We start from the raw sequence: 18,709 nt of genomic DNA on the forward strand, positions 1-18,709 counted from the left end.
TCGCGTGTTTCAGAAAGTTGACGCCTACGCTGGCGACCCCATTCTCTCCTTAATGGAGCGTTTCAAAGAAGATCCTCGCAGCGACAAAGTAAACCTCAGCATTGGTTTGTACTACAACGAAGCCGGAATTATTCCGCAGCTGAAGGCGGTGGCGGAAGCGGAAGCGCGCCTTAACGCGCAGCCGCACGGCGCCTCGCTGTATCTGCCGATGGAGGGTCTGAATGCTTACCGTAGCGCCATTGCGCCGCTGCTGTTTGGCGCCGATCACCCGGTACTGCAGCAGCAGCGCGTGGCTTCCATTCAGACGCTGGGCGGTTCCGGCGCGCTGAAGGTGGGGGCGGATTTCCTCAAGCGCTACTTCCCGCAGGCGCGCGTATGGGTCAGCGATCCGACCTGGGAAAACCACATCGCTATCTTTGAAGGGGCTGGCTTCGAAGTAAGTGCTTACCCTTGGTTTGATAATGAGACCAACGGCGTGCGCTTTGAGGCGCTGCTCGAGACGCTGCGCACCCTGCCTGAAGGCGATATCGTGCTGCTGCATCCGTGCTGCCATAACCCAACCGGCGCCGATCTGAGCCATGACCAGTGGGATGAGGTGGCAAAAGTGCTGAAAGCGCGCAGCCTGATCCCTTTCCTCGACATCGCCTACCAGGGTTATGGCGCGGGCATGGAAGATGACGCCTGGGCAATCCGCACGATTGCCAGCGCCGGTATGCCGATGCTGGTCAGCAACTCGTTCTCGAAAATTTTCTCCCTGTACGGCGAGCGCGTAGGCGGCCTGTCGGTGGTTTGCGAAGATAGCGAAACGGCGGGACGCGTGCTTGGCCAGCTGAAGGCAACCGTACGCCGTAACTACTCCAGCCCGCCGAACTTCGGGGCGCAGGTGGTTGCCACCGTGCTGAACGACGCGGAGCTGAAGGCCTCGTGGCTGGCGGAAGTCGAAGAGATGCGCACGCGCATTTTAGCGATGCGTCAGGAGCTGGTGAACGTCCTGAAAGAGGCGGTCCCCGGCGTTAACTTTGACTACCTGCTCAAGCAGCGCGGTATGTTTAGCTACACGGGATTGAGCGCCGCTCAGGTCGATCGCCTGCGGGAAGAGTTTGGCGTCTATCTGATTTCCAGCGGAAGAATGTGCATGGCGGGCCTTAACTCGGGCAACGTTCAGCGCGTCGCGCAGGCATTTTCTGCCGTGCTATAGCCCCGCAGCAGTACCCGGCCCTTTCCGGCGTTAAGGAGAGGGCGGTTTCCCTCCCGAAGTGTGATCATTCTCTTTTTCTATGACATTCGAGCAGAAACCTCTTTTCATCACCGGATGCGGAGGTTAAGGTCATGGTGAATTTATAAGCATGCACATTATTGAAAATTATAATGATTCGGTTATTTACACTCGCCATCATGCAAAGTGCGTCTCAGCTCCAGGGAGCGTTCGGCTAACCGTGGCCGTCAAAGAGGCCGTTTGAATGATGACGGTTTATAGGGATAAATATGCGCAAAATCACCCTGGCCTTCGGGGCCGTCTGCCTGCTGTTCACGCTTAATAGCGCCGTTGTTGCCCGCGCCTCGACGCCGCAGCCCCTCTCGACGGGAACCAACGTCGCTAAGCTCGCTGAACAGGCGCCGATTCACTGGGTCTCGGTGGCGCAGATTGAAAATAGCCTGCTGGGGCGCCAGCCGATTGCGGTGGGCTTTGATATTGACGATACCGTGCTGTTTTCCAGCCCTGGATTCTGGCGCGGCCAGAAAACATTCTCTCCCGGCAGCGATGCTTACCTGAAAAATCCCGAGTTTTGGCAAAAAATGAACAACGGCTGGGATGATTTCAGCATGCCGAAAGAGGTCGCGCGTCAGCTGATTGCGATGCACGTTAAGCGCGGCGATAGCATCTATTTTGTAACCGGCCGCAGTCAGACCAAAACCGAAACGGTCTCTAAAACCCTGCAGGATGATTTCCTGATCCCCGCGTCAAACATGAATCCGGTCATTTTTGCCGGCGATAAGCCGGGACAGAATACGAAAACCCAGTGGCTGCAGGAGAAAAACATCAAGGTCTTCTACGGCGACTCGGATAACGATATTGGCGCCGCCCGTGACGCGGGCGCACGAGGTATTCGCATTCTTCGCGCCTCCAACTCCTCATACAAGCCTTTACCGATGGCCGGGGCCCAGGGAGAAGAGGTGATTGTGAACTCCGATTACTGATTGCCTGCGGGCGAAATAACAGCCAGCAACAGCGGCAGCCGGTGGGCTGCCGTTTTTTTGTACAAAATCCGCTCCGGAAGGTTTTACCTTTTCGCTTATTGCTGCACACTTAGAAAGATTCATTCGCAGCATGAATGGCTTATCTGACATCGACAGTCGGGCCGCGATGCGGCTCGCGGAATATCGCATTCACGGCGGTTCGCGCCATCGCGTCGGGACGCTCATGGGGGAATATTAGATGACAATTTCGGAGTTATTGCTCTACTGCATGGCCAAACCTGGCGCGGAGCAAAGCGAACACAGCGACTGGAAGGCGACGCAGATTAAAGTGTCGGACGTGCTGTTTGCGATGGTCAAAGAGGTGGAGGATAAGCGCCCTGCGGTGTCGCTGAAGGCCAGCCCGGAACTTGCCGAGCTTCTGCGGGAGCAGCACGTTGATGTGCGTCCTAGCCGGCATTTGAACAAGGCCCACTGGAGTACGGTGTTCCTTGATGGTTCGCTGCCCGATTCGCAGATTTACTACCTGGTCGACGCCTCTTATCAGCAGGCGATTAGGCTGCTGTCGGAGCCGACCCGACAGCAGCTTTCGCAGTGATTAGCTCAGCAACGGCTTGAGGAAATGCGCGGTGTGCGAGGCTTCGCACTCGGCAACCGTCTCTGGGGTCCCGGAGACGAGAATTTCCCCGCCGCCGCTGCCGCCTTCCGGCCCAAGGTCCACAATCCAGTCCGCGGTTTTGATGACGTCCAGGTTGTGCTCAATGACCACGATGGTGTTGCCCTGATCGCGCAGCTGATGCAGGACGTCCAGCAGCTGCTGGATATCGGCGAAGTGCAGACCGGTGGTTGGCTCATCGAGAATATACAGCGTCTGGCCGGTTCCGCGCTTCGACAGCTCGCGCGCCAGCTTCACGCGCTGAGCCTCGCCGCCGGAGAGCGTGGTCGCCGACTGGCCAAGGCGGATATAGGTCAGGCCCACGTCCATCAGGGTTTGCAGCTTACGCGCCAGCGCAGGGACGGCGTCGAAGAACTCGCGCGCCTCTTCGATAGTCATATCCAGCACTTCATGGATAGTCTTACCCTTGTACTTAATCTCCAGCGTTTCGCGGTTATAGCGCTTGCCCTTGCACTGGTCGCACGGCACGTAGATATCCGGCAGGAAGTGCATCTCGACCTTGATAACGCCATCGCCCTGGCAGGCTTCGCAGCGGCCGCCGCGAACGTTAAAGCTAAAGCGCCCCGGCGTGTAGCCGCGTGAACGTGATTCCGGCACGCCGGCGAACAGTTCGCGTACCGGCGTAAACACGCCGGTATAGGTTGCCGGGTTAGAGCGCGGCGTACGGCCAATGGGGCTCTGGTCGATATCGATAACCTTATCGAAATGCTCCAGCCCCTGCACGTCGCGATAGGGCGCCGGTTCGGCGATAGTCGCGCCGTTGAGCTGGCGCTGGGCTATCGGGAACAGCGTATCGTTAATCAGCGTTGATTTACCGGAGCCGGAGACGCCGGTAATGCAGGTAAACAGGCCCACCGGTAGCGTCAGCGTAACGTCCTTCAGGTTGTTACCGCGTGCGCCGGTCAGCTTCAGTACCTTTTGCGGATCGGCGGCTACGCGCTGCTCAGGCACCGCAATCTTGCGCTTGCCGCTCATGTACTGCCCGGTCAGGGATTCAGGCACCGCCATAATATCCTGCAGCGTGCCTTCAGCCACCACCTGTCCGCCGTGGACGCCAGCGCCGGGACCGATATCGATCACGTGGTCAGCGGCGCGAATCGCGTCTTCATCATGCTCAACGACAATGACCGTATTACCCAGATTACGCAGATGAACCAGCGTCCCGAGCAGGCGTTCGTTGTCGCGCTGATGCAGGCCGATCGACGGCTCGTCGAGCACGTACATGACGCCGACCAGCCCGGCGCCGATCTGGCTGGCCAGACGAATACGCTGGGCTTCGCCGCCGGACAGCGTCTCCGCCGAACGCGAGAGCGTCAGGTAGTTCAGGCCGACGTTGACGAGGAACTTCAGGCGATCGCCGATCTCCTTCAGCACCTTTTCAGCGATTTGCGCCCGCTGGCCGGAGAGCTTCAGGTTGGTGAAGAAGTCCATCGCATGGCCAATGCTCATATCGGAGATCGTCGGCAGCGGCGTATTTTCGACGAAGACGTGGCGCGCTTCGCGGCGCAGACGGGTGCCATCGCAGCTGGTACAGGAGCGGTTGCTGATAAACTTCGCCAGCTCTTCGCGCACCGCGCTGGATTCGGTCTCTTTGTAGCGGCGTTCCATATTGTGCAAAACGCCTTCGAACGGATGGCGGCGCACGGAGGTGTCGCCGCGATCGTTCATATACTTGAATTCAATGTTCTCTTTGCCGGAGCCGGACAGAATGACTTTCTGCACGTCGGCATTGAGGGTGCCCCAGGGCGCTTCGATATCGAACTGGTAATGCTCGGCCAGCGACTTCAGCATCTGGAAGTAATAGAAGTTACGTCGATCCCAGCCGCGGATCGCCCCGCCCGCCAGCGACAGCTCCGGGTTTTGGATCACGCGTTCGGGATCGAAATACTGCTGCACGCCAAGGCCGTCGCAGGTGGGGCAGGCGCCGGCCGGGTTGTTGAAGGAGAACAGCCGAGGTTCCAGCTCGCGCATGCTGTAGCCGCAAATCGGACAGGCGAAGTTGGCGGAGAACAGCAGCTCTTCCGCTTTCGGGTCGTCCATATTGGCAACAACGGCGGTCCCGCCGGAGAGATCCAGCGCCGTTTCAAACGACTCGGCCAGACGCTGGGCGAGATCGTCACGCACCTTGAAGCGATCGATAACCACTTCAATGGTGTGTTTCTTCTGCAGCTCAAGCTTTGGCGGATCGGAGAGATCGCAAACTTCGCCGTCGATCCTCGCGCGGATATAGCCCTGGCTCGCCAGGTTCTCCAGGGTCTTGGTATGCTCGCCTTTACGCTCTTTGATAATCGGTGCCAGCAGCATCAGGCGCTGGCCTTCCGGCTGGGAAAGCACGTTATCGACCATCTGGCTGACGGTTTGCGCCGCCAGCGGGACGTCGTGGTCCGGGCAGCGCGGTTCGCCGACGCGGGCGTACAGCAGACGCAGATAGTCGTGAATTTCGGTAATGGTGCCTACCGTAGAGCGGGGGTTATGGGACGTTGATTTCTGCTCGATGGAAATCGCCGGCGACAGCCCCTCGATATGGTCGACATCCGGTTTCTCCATCAGCGACAGGAACTGACGCGCGTAGGCAGAGAGCGATTCAACGTAGCGGCGCTGCCCTTCGGCATACAGCGTGTCGAAAGCCAGTGAGGATTTGCCTGACCCTGAAAGCCCGGTGACGACAATCAGCTTGTCGCGGGGGATAACGAGGTTGATGTTTTTGAGATTATGGGTGCGGGCGCCCCGAACTTCGATCTTATCCATTCACCTTTCCCGGTAGGTAGATACACGGATTGCCTGGTTTGTATGAAGAACAAACGGCGGAAACGGCTAATTATGGCACAATCCGACCTGTTTGAATATACAGTATTGGAATGGCAGCCGGGGTTGATGGTGAAAAATTGTATAGCGATAAGATGTTTACTGGAATCGACGTCCCAGCTATCTAAAAGGGCCTTTGTGGTGTTAGAATTACCGGTTTACACTTATTAAGAAACGTATTCAGGAGATTCGATCATGGCCAGCAGAGGCGTAAACAAGGTGATTCTCGTCGGTAATCTGGGGCAGGACCCGGAAGTACGCTACATGCCAAGTGGCGGCGCCGTCGCCAACTTCACGCTGGCGACTTCCGAATCCTGGCGCGATAAGCAGACCGGCGAAATGAAAGAACAGACCGAATGGCACCGCGTTGTGCTGTTCGGCAAGCTGGCTGAAGTGGCTGGCGAATATCTGCGTAAAGGTTCGCAGGTTTATATCGAAGGCCAGCTGCGTACCCGCAAATGGACCGATCAGTCCGGCGCTGAGAAGTACACTACTGAGATCGTGGTCAACGTTGGCGGCACCATGCAGATGCTGGGTGGCCGTCAGGGCGGCGGTGCTCCGGCAGGCGGCGGCCAGCAGCAGGGCGGTTGGGGTCAGCCTCAGCAGCCACAGCAGCAGCCGCAGGGTGGCAACCAGTTCAGCGGCGGCGCGCAGTCTCGTCCGCAGCAGCAGGCTCCGGCAGCACCTTCTAATGAACCGCCGATGGATTTCGACGACGACATCCCGTTCTAATCAGTACGTATTGAGAACGGTCGTCTCAGAATCATAAACCCTGCTTCGGCAGGGTTTTTTTATATGACCGTGGCCCGCCTTCCTGCCCTCTGTTTCCCATTTCCCGTTTCCTCTACTCTGCTTTCTGCTTTCTGCTTTCTGCTTTCTGCTTCCCGCTCCCATTTCCGGACTGAACAGACCGCCGCGCCTGACGTCAGGTGTAAATAAATTAGGTTTAATAAACAATAGATTAACCATTTTTCCTTCGTTCAGCCGCTTTCCCGTCCTCTGCCCACCGTCTTGCGAAACAGCCTTCCTATCCGGCCAGCGTCTTCTGCGCAGTCGATCACGTTTCATCGATGTCAGCGCGCCAGGTTTGTGAGAATTATCTCTTTTCTGCATGCCGCTATTTGCTCATTTATGCCAAAACTAATATTTATTAGCTAATTATTATCAGCAGTAAGGAGCAGTGATGAAACAGCAGTGGAGCAAAGAGCAGGCGCAGGCGTGGTATCAGCAGCAGGGTTGGCTTTGCGGGTTTAACTATCTGCCTTCGACGGCGGTTAACTGGACCGATATCTGGCAGGAGGAGACGTTCGATGCGCCAACCATCGAACGTGAACTGGGCTGGGCGGCGGAGGCGGGCTACAACACGCTGCGCATCAACCTGCCGTTTATCGTCTGGGAGGCCGATCGCGATGGCCTGATGGCGCGCATCGAGCGTTTCCTGACGATTGCCGATAGCCGTGGCTTTAGCACCATGCTGACGCTGATGGACGACTGCGGCTTTTCGGGCGACGAACCCTACCTTGGGCCGCAAAAACCGCCGGTACCCGGCAAGCATAACAGCCAGGCGGCGGCGAGCCCCGGGCGGGACAAGGTTTGCGACCGCGACAGCTGGCCGCAGATCGAATGCTATATCCGCGACGTTATCCGCCAGTTCCGTGACGATAAGCGCGTTCTGCTCTGGGATCTCTATAACGAGCCGGGCAATCGCGGCATCTTTGCCACCGGCACGGTTGAGGTGCTGTACGACGAAAAGCTGGAAACCTATGCTCAGGAGCTGATGGAGCTTGCCTTCCGCTGGGCGAGGGAAGAGGACCCGACGCAGCCGCTCACCGTCTGCGCGTGGCGCCTGCCGGAGGAAGTTGAAGGAGAGGTGTTCTACCAGCATCCGCTGGATCGGGCCGCGCTGGCGCTTTCGGACGTAATCAGCTATCACGCCTACACCAATACCGCCCGCATGACGGCGATTATCCAGCAGCTTCAGCAGCTGGAGCGGCCGATTTTTTGCACCGAATGGCTGGCTCGCCACGTCGGCAGCACCATCGAAGAGCAGCTGCCGCTGATGTATATAGCGAACGTTGCGCCTTATCAATGGGGTCTGGTGCGCGGGAAAACCCAAACCTGGCTGCCGTGGCCGGTGGTGATGAAGGAGTCTGCCGATTACTGCCGCCTCTGGTTCCACGACGTCTTTGAAGAGAACGGGATCCCGTTCTCCCGTAAAGAGATTGCGCTCATCCGCAGGCTTCGTCACATCGCCCAGCCGTCACGGGCATAATAATAATATATCCGGCGGTACGCCGCCGGGATTAGGGTACGCACTATGGCAACGACAATGAAAATACCGTCTCGGGAGTTGTGGTCTTATTTTGGCTATGGTTTAGGTCAGTGTTTTAGTTTTGGTTTAGTGGGCTCGTTTATTAACTATTTTTATACCGATGTGCTGGGGATCTCGGCGCTGGCGGCGAGTACGATTTTCCTTATCGCACGCGCGTGGGATGCGGTTCACGACCCGCTGTTCGCCAGCATCATGGATACTATTAACAGCCGCTTTGGCAAGTTTCGTCATTTCCTGCTGATTGCGCCGCTGTTAATTACCGGGGTCACGCTGCTGGCGTTTTATAAAATCGAAGCCGATATGACCACCATGATTATCTACGCCGGGGTGACCTATATACTGTGGGGCACGCTGTACGCGATATCAGATATTCCGTTCTGGTCGATGTCCTCGGTGATGACCAACGACTCCGGCCAGCGCACCCGTGCGGTGACGGCGGCAATGCTCGGCGTCAATGCCGGTATCGCCTGCGCCAATATCTTCTTCCCCAAGCTTGCGGCCTTCTTTGCCCAGTACAGCAACGATAAGGGCTATTTTATGGCGGCGCTGGTGATGATGATGGTCGGCCTGCCGCTGATGCTGAACGGCTTTTTCCAGATTAAAGAGCGCGTGCAGGCCGGACCGGAAAAGGTCACCATGCGCGATACCTTCCATAATCTGCGGCAAAATAAGCCGCTATTTATCGTCCTGCTGTCGTTCTTTTTCTGCGTATTCCACAACGTCGCCGGCGGGATTTATATCTATTTCTTTATCTACAATATGGGCGACGGCGGGCTGCAGATGGCGATCGGTATTATGGGGATTGTCGCCGCGGTGCTGTGTCTCGTCGCCCCGATGCTGACGCGCAGAATGCAGAAGCGAAAGCTGTTTATGATCCTTTGCGGGCTGGATATCGCGGTGCGGGTGGTGATGTGGTTCGTTGGCTATCAGCACGCGGCGCTGCTCTTTATTCTGCTGGGCCTCAGCACGCTGTTTATCATGATGAGCAATATCCTGACCTCATCGATGATTGCCGACACCATTGAATACGCCGAATATCACACCAACAAGCGCTGTGCGGCCATCACCTTCTCCGGACAAACGTTTACCGGAAAAATGTCGGTGGCCGTCGGCGGAGGCTTAATTGGCGTATTTCTGACCCTGATAGGCTACGTGCCGCAGGCGGCCAGCCAGAGCGAGAGCGTGCTGAACGGGCTGTTCTTCGGTATCTGCCTGCTGCCCGCATTTGGCTCGCTGATCAGGATGGGCTGTATGTCGCGCTATACCTTTACGGAAGAAAAGCATGCGGAGATTTGCGCGTTACTGGCGGAGCGCCGACAGGTTGCGCGTCCGGAAAACGATAGTGAGGACAATCTGAAGCAGCCGCTGCCGATAAACTAGCTACGCCGATAAAATATACCGTCCGGGGAATCATTGATGATATTCCTGTGCGGAGATAGATCCCCAGGAGAAAATAGACAGGCAGGCCTGAATAGCCCTGAGATTATATCGCCGTGGGGTGCTGGCGCCGCCGTCCGGTCGCGAGAATAATATTGTTACTGTTGTTAATAACCCGTCCGTGACGATGGGCGGGTTATTATTGTCACTATCGTCATGCTTTATTCATAAACCCTAAAAATAAACTCTAGTTAATTAAATAATAAAAGGCTCTACCGATGAATAAATTCTGGGTCGGCTGTTTTTTGACGTCTTTATTTACCCCTGTGGTCAATGCGCAGGCGCCGTTATCCCTTGAGGAGCGTCTGGCACAAATGGAACAACGGCTGAAGGCGACCGAGCAGCGGGCGGCCAGCGCGGAGGCGGAGATCGACGAGTTAAAACGTCAGGATACGCCCGCGGCGGTCGCCAGCGCCGCGCCGGCTAAACCCGCGTTACAGCTTAATGATTATGGCGATATCAAATTCTACGGCGACGTTGAGTTTAATATGGACGGCGCCAGCCGCACCGGCAGCCTGACCTCGATAAAAACCAGCGCCAATAAAAACTGGGCTCCGGGAGATAAAGAGCGCTGGGATATTAACGGACGGATTCTGCTGGGCTTTGATGGATTGCGGAAAGGCGCTAACGGTAAATACGCCGGGTTTAGCGTGCAGCCGCTGGCGGATATGAACGGCAAAATGAATCTTGATGACGCGGCGTTTTTCTTTGGTCAGGAGGATGACTGGAAAATTAAAATCGGTCGCTTCGAAGCCTACGATATGTTCCCGCTTAATCAGGATACGTTTATTGAATATTCCGGCAACACGGCCAACGACCTGTACAGCGACGGCTACGGCTATATCTACATGATGAAAGAAGGGCGCGGGCGCAGCAGCAGCGGCGGCAACTTCCTGCTCAGCAAAAACCTTGATAACTGGTATTTTGAAGTCAATACGTTGGTGGAGGACGGCAGCTCGCTGTTTGTTGACCAGAGCTACCACGGCAATGCGCTGGATAATCGGAAAAACGCGGTTTACGTCCGTCCGGTGGCGGCGTGGCGTTCCGGCGCCTGGTCGGTCGCGGCGGCGCTGGAGAGCAACCTCGTGAATAACGCCTACGGTTACCAGAACCAGGAGGGCCGCTGGGTCGATCAGTCCAGCCGTACCGGCTACGGTATGACCCTCAGCTGGAATACGCAGAAGGCCGACCCGCAGGATGGGGCGGTGGTCAATCTGAGCAGCGCCTATCTGGATGCGGCGGACGAAAAGGACTTTAGCGCCGGTATTAATGCGCTATGGCATCGCGTGGAGCTCGGCTATATCTACGCGCACAACAAAATCGACCAGTTCAATATGTCCGGCGTGAGCGCGGAGTGCGACGGCGACTGCGCGATTCTGGCGCCGGGACGCTATGATATCCACACCCTTCACACCTCGTGGCAGCTGCCGAATATCATGGATATGCCGAACTTTAATATCTACCTCGGGGCCTACGCGTCGTGGCTGGACTCGTCGGCAGCCAAAACCGGCAATACCGATGAGCGCTACGGCGCGCGGGTGCGTTTCAAGTACTTCTTCTGATCGGGTAAAGGGCGCGCGTTGTGGAATGCGCCGTCCCGGCTGACGAAAACCCCGCTCCGGCGGGGTTTTTTGGTACCTCAGCGCCTTACTGCATCGCAGGGACGTCGCCCGTCTTGAGCGGCGTCTCCTCGCGCCGGGCGTCGGCGGTGGCCTTCTGCTTGCGCGTCATCTCATCGATAATCAGCCGATAGGCGATGTAGTACTTATAGATATTGCTGACATAGGTGACGGTCTCGGAGCCGATTTTCTCCGCGGCCAGGTACTCCACGTTGCCAAACCAGATATTAGGGTCAAAGCCGCGCTTTTTGGTTTCAACCCGCAGGCGGGCGATCCTCGCCGGTCCGGCATTATAGGAGGCGAAGGAGAACAGCGCCTTATCGAGTTGGGTCATCGGCTCGTCGCCGTAGTACTGGTCTATCATCCAGCGCATATACTTCACCCCGGCGTGGATGTTGGGATCGAGCTTGCTGATATCACCGACCTTCAGCTCCTTACCGGTGCGCGGCATAACCTGCATCACGCCTATCGCCCCGACGTGGCTGCGCACCGACTGATTGAGGCGCGACTCCTGATAGCCCTGGGCCGCCATCAGCAGCCAGTCGACGTCATAGCGATCGCCGTACTTACGGAAGATCTCCACCATCGCTAAAAATTTCTGCCGCTCCTTTTTCGCCGCCGCATTTTTGACGTATTTAGCGTCTTTCAGGTAGCGCAGCAGGATGGTATTCCCCAGCCTGCTGCCCTGGCTATTCGTCTTCACAAACTGATTAAGCGAAGCGAGCAGCTGGGGGCTATCTTTGCGCACCGCCCAGGCGATGCTGCCATCGTCGCGCAGGACGATATTCTGGTGTACCTCGATTTTAGGGAATACCTGTTTCCAGAACAGCGCCTTATGGCGATCGACCACGGTCAGGGGGATAAGGCCGGCGTTGAGCATCTCAATCAGGTCCTCATCCTCAAGCGATTCCGGAGCGGCATCAACGATCACCGGCTGGCGCGACTCTTTGATAAAGCGCGCGTTTAGTGCGATCAGACTCTGGTAATAGCTTGAGGAGCGGCGCACGAACACCGTCTTGCCCGAAAGCTGGTCGATGTCGGCGACCGCGGGAGAGCCCGGCCCCGAAAGCAGCAGCTCCTGAACGTGGGTATAAATCGGCGCGCTGAAGGCGACCTGCTGCTGGCGCTCGGGGGTGATGGTGAGGTTCGCGGCGACGATATCTCCCTTACCGGCATTGAGGGCCTCGATCAGCTGGTCGCGCGCCACCGGAACGAAAACGATCCGTACCTTGAGGTGACGGTGCCGGAGCTTTTTCTCCTTCATCAGCTGACGATTCAGGTCGCGCTCGTACTCCATGAAAATGTCGTGGGTGGCGCCGCGCTGGGTGCCCTTATCGATAAAGAAAAAGGTTTTGCTGTAGGTGGTCAAAACCCGGATGGTCCGCCGGTCGAGCATGCCGGAGAGATCCCCCTGCCAGGGTTTTAGCATCTCTTCGGTATTGACCTCCAGGGTCTCCCGTGGCTCGGGCGCCGGAGGTTTTTTCTCAGCGGAAGCGGCATAAACGAAGCCAACAAACAGCATCGCGAGGAGGCAGGTAGACCAGGCGATAAATAATCGCGGCAAACAGAGGATGTTCATGGCGCGGCGCTCCGCAGGGACATCCTTTTATTTTAGTCAACTCTGCCGGGTTAGCGTGTCGGCCAGGCGCCAGGACTGTGGTTTTATGCCGCTGAAATTTTACGGAACTGGCTGGGCGTGACCGAATAGTATTTTTTAAAGGTCCGGTTAAATGCGCTGATATCCTCATAGCCGGCCATAATGCAGATATCGACGATGCGAAAGGCCGGTTTTATCTGCAGCAAATCCCGGCACAGCAGCATCCGCTGTCGCCTGATGTATTCCATCGGTGACATCTGGAAGTATTGCTGGAAGAGGCGAAACAGGTGCCACTCTGAATAGCCGGAAAAAACGCTTAGCGCATTGACGGTAAGTTTTTTCTCAAGATTATTTTTTATCCAGCGCACCAGTTCGTGCAGCACGGCCTGTTGGATCCCATTTTTACGCTGATTCATGCCGGTTCCAGAACGATGGCGCCCGTCGCGTCATGGCGCGGGCAGAGGGTGACGTCACGGCCAGGTCGCCGCCCGGCATGGCTCTTTGCCCGGCCTCGGTGTCCAGCGCCGCCGCGGGAAAATGCCTTACCGTCCCTGGCAAGGCGCCACTACTTTGCTTTTGGATATCGCAATCGGCTTTCGATGATGCTCCCATAAGCCTCTGCGACCATATCCTGTCATTTTGAGGAAAATATGAAGAATCTGGATTAAGATCCCTGCTGATATATTTTGCGCATACGTGATGGTCGCTCTGCATAATTTTTTCAATATCTCTTCATTTTATCTGCGGTATTTTAAGCTAACTTTTGCGTGTTCCTGGTCAACCCCAGAGAGCATCATTCCTAACAAGATCTTTCCCCCTTTCAACCAATGCGAAAGGGGGCTTTTTGTTTTTTTGATTCATTAAAAGTGCGCTATATATTACTACCTGACCCTCTCAGACCGAAAAAACAGGCGCGAGTTCCGCTGATAAATGTTTTTATTTACGGTTCTTTAAGATCCATTTTTTCTCCATTGTTTCACCATAATTAAGTGCAATTCTGCGCCTCGCTTAGGTTAATCCCAGCAGACTCCTGCTATTTCTAAATCTCTTTTAAATAAAACGCCCATGCTAAAGAAAACAAATATCATTGCCGGATTATTGATTTCACCCTTAACGCTTTATGCCGCGACTTCGTACACTATTGATGATATTCGCTTTGAGGGCCTGCAGCGCGTTACCGTAGGAGCGGCACTGTTGAACATGCCCGTTCACCCGGGAGAAGAGGTCTCGAACGACGATATCAGCGACGCGATACGCGGCCTGTATGCCAGCGGCAACTTTGAGAACGTGCAGATCCTGCGCGATGGCCGTGCGCTGGTGGTGCAGGTTAAAGAGCGTCCGACCATTGCCAGTATCAGCTTCGCCGGCAATAAATCGGTGAAGGACGAGATGCTGAAAGAGAACCTCACCGCCAGCGGCGTTGATGCGGGTAGCGCGCTGGATCGTAACGCTCTCAGCGAAATAGAAAAGGGGCTGCAGGATTTCTATTACAGCGTTGGGAAATATAGCGCCACGGTCCATGCGGTGGTGACGCCGCTGCCGCGCAACCGCGTGGATTTAAAATTTGTCTTTCAGGAAGGGAAGTCGGCAACCATTGCCCAGATTAATATTATTGGCAATAAAGCGTTTAGCGAGGAAACGCTGCTCGACCAGCTTCAGCTCCGCGATCGGGTTCCGTGGTGGAACGTTATCGGTGATAAAAAATACCAAAAACAAAAAATGGCGGCGGATCTTGAAACGCTGCGCAGCTATTATCTCGATCGCGGCTATGCGCGTTTTGCCATTAATTCCAGCCAGGTCAGTATTACCCCGGATAAAAAATCGCTCTATCTTACGATCGACCTTGCAGAGGGAGAACGCTACAAGGTCAGCCGCACCGTGGTGACGGGTGAGATGGCCACGCACGGCCAGGAAATTGAGGCGCTGGCCCAGCCGCTGTCCGGCAGGGGATATAGCGGAGCCGAGATTACCGCCGTCGAAAATGCGATTAAAAAGCGCTTCGGTAAATATGGCTATGCCTGGCCGCAGGTGACGACGCACGCCGACATTGACGATCGGCAGAAAAGCGTCACGCTGCGTATTAGCGTCGATGCCGGGCGCCGCTACTCCGTACGCCAGATTCGTTTTATCGGCAACGATACCTCGCGCGATGCCGTGTTACGCCGCGAAATGCGGCAAATGGAGGGCGCGTGGCTCAACGATGAAAAGGTGCAGCAGGGAAAAGAGCGTCTTGACCGCACGGGCTATTTCGAGAGCGTTGATAAAGAGATAACCCCGGTTGCCGGCAGCCAGGACCAGGTTGACGTCGTCTATAAGGTGAAAGAGCGCAATACCGGCTCATTTAACGTTGGCCTGGGCTTTGGTACCGATAGCGGCGTCAGCTACCAGCTGGGAGTGACCCAGGATAACTGGCTGGGTACCGGCAACAGCGTCAGCTTTAACGGCACCCGCAATAGCTATCAGTCCTACGTTGAGCTCGGCGCGACTAACCCCTATTTCACCGTCGACGGCGTGAGTCTGGGCGGCAAGATTTTCTATAACAGCTATGACGCCTCCGATGCCGACTCCGGCAGCTATAACCAGCAAAGCTACGGCCTTGGCAGTAATCTCGGCTTCCCGATTAGTGAAAATAACTCGCTGAATCTGGGCGTTGATTATGTCCACAACCGCCTGACCAATATGGATCCGGAGCTCACGACCTGGAATTACCTTAACTCGCGGGGAATTTATCCGCAGGTGGTGACCAAAGATGGCGACAGCGGGGCGGAATACAGCGCCAACGATTTTTTTGTCAGCCTCGGATGGAGCTATAACGATCTCGATCGCGGGTTTTTCCCCCGCTCCGGCAATAAAAGCAGCCTGAGCGGCAAAGTGACCGTCCCGGGATCGGATAACCGCTATTACAAGCTCACCCTTGATAGCACCCAGTATGTGCCGCTAAATGAAGGCCAAAGCTGGGTATGGATGGAGCATCTGAAAGCGGGCTATGCCGGCGGCCTGCAGGGGAGCACGGTGCCCTTTTACGATAATTTCTACGCCGGGGGATCGTCATCGGTGCGCGGCTTCTCCTCAAATACTATCGGCCCGAAGGCGGCCTACTATCGCTGTAATGGCTCCGAAAGCAGCTATAGCGGCTGCCCGCTGGAGAGCTCTTCCGACGCGGTTGGAGGAAATGCGATGGCGGTGCTGAACAGCGAGTTTATTATTCCTACGCCGTTTATTAGCGACAAATATGCCGACAGTTTGCGAACCTCGCTCTTTGTCGACGCCGGCACGGTATGGAGCACCTCGTGGCAGAATAACGCCCAAACCCTGGCGGCGGGGATCCCGGACTATAGCGATCCGCTGCATATCCGAATGTCGGCGGGGATAGCGGTACAGTGGATGTCGCCGCTGGGGCCGCTGGTTTTCTCCTGGACTGAGCCCTTTAAAAAGTACGATGGCGATAAGGCCGAGCAGTTCCAGTTTAATATCGGCAAAACCTGGTAAGCGGGGGTCAGGAACCGCGCTACTACCGTCGCGCCGCCGCGTGAGAGATGACGCTCTGATGGCTATCATTCACGCAGTGGGCGCCGGGGCCTTTCTACTCCCATAACCCCCGGCGGCGAGCTGCCCGCCAGGGAAAAATACGCGCATAGACGGCAAAATAGTCTATTTTGCCGTTATGTCGTTGTTTAATCTGAATTCCATGATGATACTTTTTTGTAAAGTTATTTAGGGTTATTTTATGGTTTTCTGGCTTTACATATAAATATGTATTTTCAGCATCCATATCTACGTATTAAATATTATGGCGATTACTTATAAATAGCTAGATCGATTGTAAGCGATGTCCGTCTCATATCACATTATTGCGTTGAGGACTTGCGATTAATTATAATGTTTGCTATTTCTGAAGTCATGATTGCTGGCCAGGGATACAAGGATGAAACATGAAATGGACGGTGCTTAATACAATCATATGCCCGCATTCTGGCGTCGCATTCTCCAGTATTTGCGGACTGCGTTTTTTAAAGTTTATCATCTGGTATGAAGCGGATATTCTGTTGATTCCCGGTGAGTCAATGAAGCTGTACTCATCTAAGGTTCTGATAAATAATAAATATCATTTCTTTAAGGTTTACAATATTGCGACCTACAGCGATACGCAGTGGGAGTCGCTGAGAGAGCGGCCATCCTGCCCTCATGACTTTAGCGCAACCACCGCAGAGGGGTGCTGCTACCAGCCGCACTGCGTCATTAAGCGATGCCCTGGTAGCTATCATCGCCACGCCTTATGCTAAATGAGCGGCGATTAAGAACGGGTGTTTTCACAGACAAAGTAGGGCGTGTTTGTCGACATAAATACCCACGAATCTGGCTTTATTTTTATTATTTTAATAATAAAGTTATCTTCTTTGCTAATTTCAGTAAAGAACGGCGGGAGAATATCATCGAACTTTTCAGAGAATGCCGGTGAGCTGGTTCGCATGTTAGAATCATTATTTTTAAAAATATAGATATTGCTCTTGTTTTTAGTATAGGAGAAATATTTGCGAATGCTGATGTTATCCTGAGTATTTCCGGAATTGCCGGTAAAGGTGATCAGGCCATTGCCATTTTTAGTGAAAAAGGTAACTGAAAATGAGAAGGTTTCGTCATCATTGATTATCGAAAAGGCCGACGTACAGTCAATACTATCATCCTCTTCGCGGAAGTGAGTGTAATATACAGCACCGACGATGATAAGAACAATGATGATGAGGGTTATTATTTTCTTCATTTTATATGCCGAGATTGTCTTTTATTTTAAGTAGTAGGAGGAGGTACAGAATGATTTCTTGCTTGATTTGATCGGATAGCGACAAACAATCAGCGACGTTCTGCTCGATGGATAGTGATTGGTAATATATACCGTTTGGCCATCGGAACAGCTGATGTGCTTCTCCTGCATAAAATTAATAAAAAATTCATCAAATCTTAAGTCATCATTACGCAACACCTTGCAGGTACCGGGAGTGGCCAGCTCGGTATAAGAAGAGAAAGGCGTGCTGGTCTGTGGAAAATAATAAACATAGACCAACAGAACGATCGCCAGCAGGCTGGCGAAACCTGCAACTCTACAGGTTCCTTTTTCACTGTTAGCGAACCTGATGCCGGAAAGTATCCGCGGGACGAACGGGTCTTCGTTCACCGGCGGCGACGCCGATAGGTTATCCCGCGGCGGTTCCGGATCTGGCTGCTGCGGTTCGATACTTTCTACTGCCGGAGGTTGCTGTGGGTTATTAACCTTTTCCTCAACATTCGGCCCACTATCGTCTTCGGACCCCGGGTCGCTTTCAATATGCCGGGCCAAAATGGTGGTGTCATCGGCAATCATAAATCCCCGTTTCGGGATTGTTTGAATTATGCTGCCGTTAACGTGCAGGCGATTTAATGATTTACGCAGCAGAGAGATGTTTTGGTGTAGGGTATTTGGCGTAACGTTCATCCCTCTTTCTCCCCAGGCGTTATGCAACAGCTCTGCCTGGGTGACTATTCTGCCCTGGTTTTTAATTAATAAAATAAAGCAAAGGCTTGCTGGTATTGCCAGAGTGATACGCTCATTGCTTTCTATAGAATGGAGAGTATGCGCCGTAGGATTGAACCTGAGCGTGTTCTCGATAACGTAAATAGTGTCCATATATCGTGTCTTATCGTGAGAATAGTTACCGCTGCTGAAATTTATCTAAGATTTGATATTGAGATACTAGCATTAAAGCTTACTCCCGGCATTCATTCATAACTAAGAATTATCTTAATCCAATAGGATGTTTGTTATAAAAAGTCTCTTGTTTGTTAATTTTTTGGTATTTATATCATTAATTTCAGTTAGTTATGTTTTTACATAAAACCAACAAATGTGATTTCTTTACGCTTCATAACTTTATGAGTAATAAAATATGAGCACTACGATTATTATTGCTGCAACAAAATGTTACGGCCGTGACGTAACAAGATTAATAAAAGGATGTGGTTGTCCTGCGATAACAATGTTAATGAATGGCAGGGGCGTATCAGGCTATTGT

Annotated in this window: 14 protein-coding genes; 9 read left to right on the top strand and 5 right to left on the bottom strand. The window is 54.2% G+C overall.

Annotated features, from left to right (window positions below):
* Nucleotides 1-4 precede the first annotated feature (4 nt).
* From tyrB to M2416_RS13585, 3 genes are all read left to right on the top strand, one after another.
* The gene (tyrB, locus tag M2416_RS13575) at nt 5-1,198 is read left to right on the top strand and encodes an aromatic amino acid transaminase (RefSeq protein WP_041143603.1); all 1,194 of its coding nucleotides are present in this window, start codon (nt 5-7) and stop codon (nt 1,196-1,198) included.
* 287 nt (nt 1,199-1,485) lie between these two features.
* On the top strand, nt 1,486-2,199 hold the full coding sequence (gene aphA / locus M2416_RS13580) for an acid phosphatase AphA (protein ID WP_076947866.1): 714 nt from the start codon (nt 1,486-1,488) through the stop codon (nt 2,197-2,199).
* 238 nt (nt 2,200-2,437) lie between these two features.
* Nucleotides 2,438-2,794, top strand: a complete 357-nt coding sequence (locus tag M2416_RS13585; RefSeq protein ID WP_076947865.1) for an MmcQ/YjbR family DNA-binding protein — start codon at nt 2,438-2,440, stop codon at nt 2,792-2,794.
* Here the strand turns inward: M2416_RS13585 and uvrA are convergent, their stop codons facing one another.
* Nucleotides 2,795-5,620, bottom strand: a complete 2,826-nt coding sequence (gene uvrA, locus M2416_RS13590) for an excinuclease ABC subunit UvrA (RefSeq protein WP_041143606.1) — start codon at nt 5,618-5,620, stop codon at nt 2,795-2,797.
* Between the two features lie 252 nt (nt 5,621-5,872).
* On the opposite strand from uvrA, the gene ssb1 reads away from it, so the two are divergent.
* The 4 genes from ssb1 to M2416_RS13610 all read left to right on the top strand — a co-directional run bounded on the left by ssb1 (nt 5,873) and on the right by M2416_RS13610 (nt 11,008).
* Entirely contained in the window at nt 5,873-6,409 is a 537-nt protein-coding gene (ssb1, locus tag M2416_RS13595; RefSeq protein WP_045853449.1) for a single-stranded DNA-binding protein SSB1, read from the top strand.
* Nucleotides 6,410-6,860: 451 nt separating this feature from the next.
* Complete coding sequence (locus tag M2416_RS13600) at nt 6,861-7,949, top strand: cellulase family glycosylhydrolase (RefSeq protein ID WP_259224751.1); 1,089 nt, start codon at nt 6,861-6,863, stop codon at nt 7,947-7,949.
* A 45-nt stretch (nt 7,950-7,994) separates the two neighbouring features.
* Entirely contained in the window at nt 7,995-9,389 is a 1,395-nt protein-coding gene (locus M2416_RS13605; RefSeq protein WP_259224755.1) for an MFS transporter, read from the top strand.
* A gap of 275 nt (nt 9,390-9,664) precedes the next feature.
* Nucleotides 9,665-11,008, top strand: coding sequence for a carbohydrate porin (locus tag M2416_RS13610; protein ID WP_076947862.1), 1,344 nt, complete (start codon nt 9,665-9,667; stop codon nt 11,006-11,008).
* Nucleotides 11,009-11,093: 85 nt separating this feature from the next.
* On the opposite strand, the gene M2416_RS13615 is transcribed toward M2416_RS13610, so the two are convergent.
* Together M2416_RS13615 and M2416_RS13620 are read right to left on the bottom strand one after the other, a co-directional pair.
* Nucleotides 11,094-12,644 (bottom strand): MltF family protein, encoded by a 1,551-nt coding sequence (locus tag M2416_RS13615; protein WP_259224757.1) that lies wholly within the window; start codon nt 12,642-12,644, stop codon nt 11,094-11,096.
* 83 nt (nt 12,645-12,727) lie between these two features.
* Nucleotides 12,728-13,078: a helix-turn-helix transcriptional regulator gene (locus M2416_RS13620; RefSeq protein ID WP_076947860.1), complete on the bottom strand. Its 351-nt coding sequence runs from the start codon at nt 13,076-13,078 to the stop codon at nt 12,728-12,730.
* A gap of 649 nt (nt 13,079-13,727) precedes the next feature.
* Between M2416_RS13620 and bamA the strand changes: the two genes are divergently transcribed.
* Both bamA and iraM read left to right on the top strand, forming a co-directional pair.
* Entirely contained in the window at nt 13,728-16,151 is a 2,424-nt protein-coding gene (gene bamA, locus M2416_RS13625; RefSeq protein ID WP_259224758.1) for an outer membrane protein assembly factor BamA, read from the top strand.
* 443 nt (nt 16,152-16,594) lie between these two features.
* Nucleotides 16,595-16,945 (top strand): anti-adapter protein IraM, encoded by a 351-nt coding sequence (iraM, locus tag M2416_RS13630; RefSeq protein ID WP_041143614.1) that lies wholly within the window; start codon nt 16,595-16,597, stop codon nt 16,943-16,945.
* An 11-nt stretch (nt 16,946-16,956) separates the two neighbouring features.
* Here iraM and M2416_RS13635 read toward each other — a convergent pair whose 3' ends face one another.
* Both M2416_RS13635 and M2416_RS13640 read right to left on the bottom strand, forming a co-directional pair.
* A complete protein-coding gene (locus M2416_RS13635; RefSeq protein ID WP_139339476.1) occupies nt 16,957-17,424 on the bottom strand; it encodes a hypothetical protein in 468 nt (155 codons plus the stop codon).
* 21 nt (nt 17,425-17,445) lie between these two features.
* Nucleotides 17,446-18,324, bottom strand: coding sequence for a winged helix-turn-helix domain-containing protein (locus M2416_RS13640; protein ID WP_259224784.1), 879 nt, complete (start codon nt 18,322-18,324; stop codon nt 17,446-17,448).
* Between the last annotated feature and the right edge of the window lie 385 nt (nt 18,325-18,709).

This window comes from Klebsiella sp. BIGb0132, assembly GCF_024810075.1.
Taxonomy (GTDB): domain Bacteria; phylum Pseudomonadota; class Gammaproteobacteria; order Enterobacterales; family Enterobacteriaceae; genus Klebsiella; species Klebsiella terrigena.

Excerpts from the sequence above, each read along its gene's own strand:
- M2416_RS13585 (WP_076947865.1), top strand. The coding sequence starts at position 2,438 with ATGACAATTTCGGAGTTATTGCTCTACTGCATGGCCAAACCTGGCGCG.
- aphA (WP_076947866.1), top strand. The coding sequence starts at position 1,486 with ATGCGCAAAATCACCCTGGCCTTCGGGGCCGTCTGCCTGCTGTTCACG.
- iraM (WP_041143614.1), top strand. The coding sequence starts at position 16,595 with ATGAAATGGACGGTGCTTAATACAATCATATGCCCGCATTCTGGCGTC.
- ssb1 (WP_045853449.1), top strand. The coding sequence starts at position 5,873 with ATGGCCAGCAGAGGCGTAAACAAGGTGATTCTCGTCGGTAATCTGGGG.
- M2416_RS13640 (WP_259224784.1), bottom strand. The coding sequence starts at position 18,324 with ATGGACACTATTTACGTTATCGAGAACACGCTCAGGTTCAATCCTACG.
- M2416_RS13610 (WP_076947862.1), top strand. The coding sequence starts at position 9,665 with ATGAATAAATTCTGGGTCGGCTGTTTTTTGACGTCTTTATTTACCCCT.
- M2416_RS13615 (WP_259224757.1), bottom strand. The coding sequence starts at position 12,644 with ATGAACATCCTCTGTTTGCCGCGATTATTTATCGCCTGGTCTACCTGC.
- uvrA (WP_041143606.1), bottom strand. The coding sequence starts at position 5,620 with ATGGATAAGATCGAAGTTCGGGGCGCCCGCACCCATAATCTCAAAAAC.
- M2416_RS13635 (WP_139339476.1), bottom strand. The coding sequence starts at position 17,424 with ATGAAGAAAATAATAACCCTCATCATCATTGTTCTTATCATCGTCGGT.
- M2416_RS13605 (WP_259224755.1), top strand. The coding sequence starts at position 7,995 with ATGGCAACGACAATGAAAATACCGTCTCGGGAGTTGTGGTCTTATTTT.
- M2416_RS13600 (WP_259224751.1), top strand. The coding sequence starts at position 6,861 with ATGAAACAGCAGTGGAGCAAAGAGCAGGCGCAGGCGTGGTATCAGCAG.
- M2416_RS13620 (WP_076947860.1), bottom strand. The coding sequence starts at position 13,078 with ATGAATCAGCGTAAAAATGGGATCCAACAGGCCGTGCTGCACGAACTG.
- bamA (WP_259224758.1), top strand. The coding sequence starts at position 13,728 with ATGCTAAAGAAAACAAATATCATTGCCGGATTATTGATTTCACCCTTA.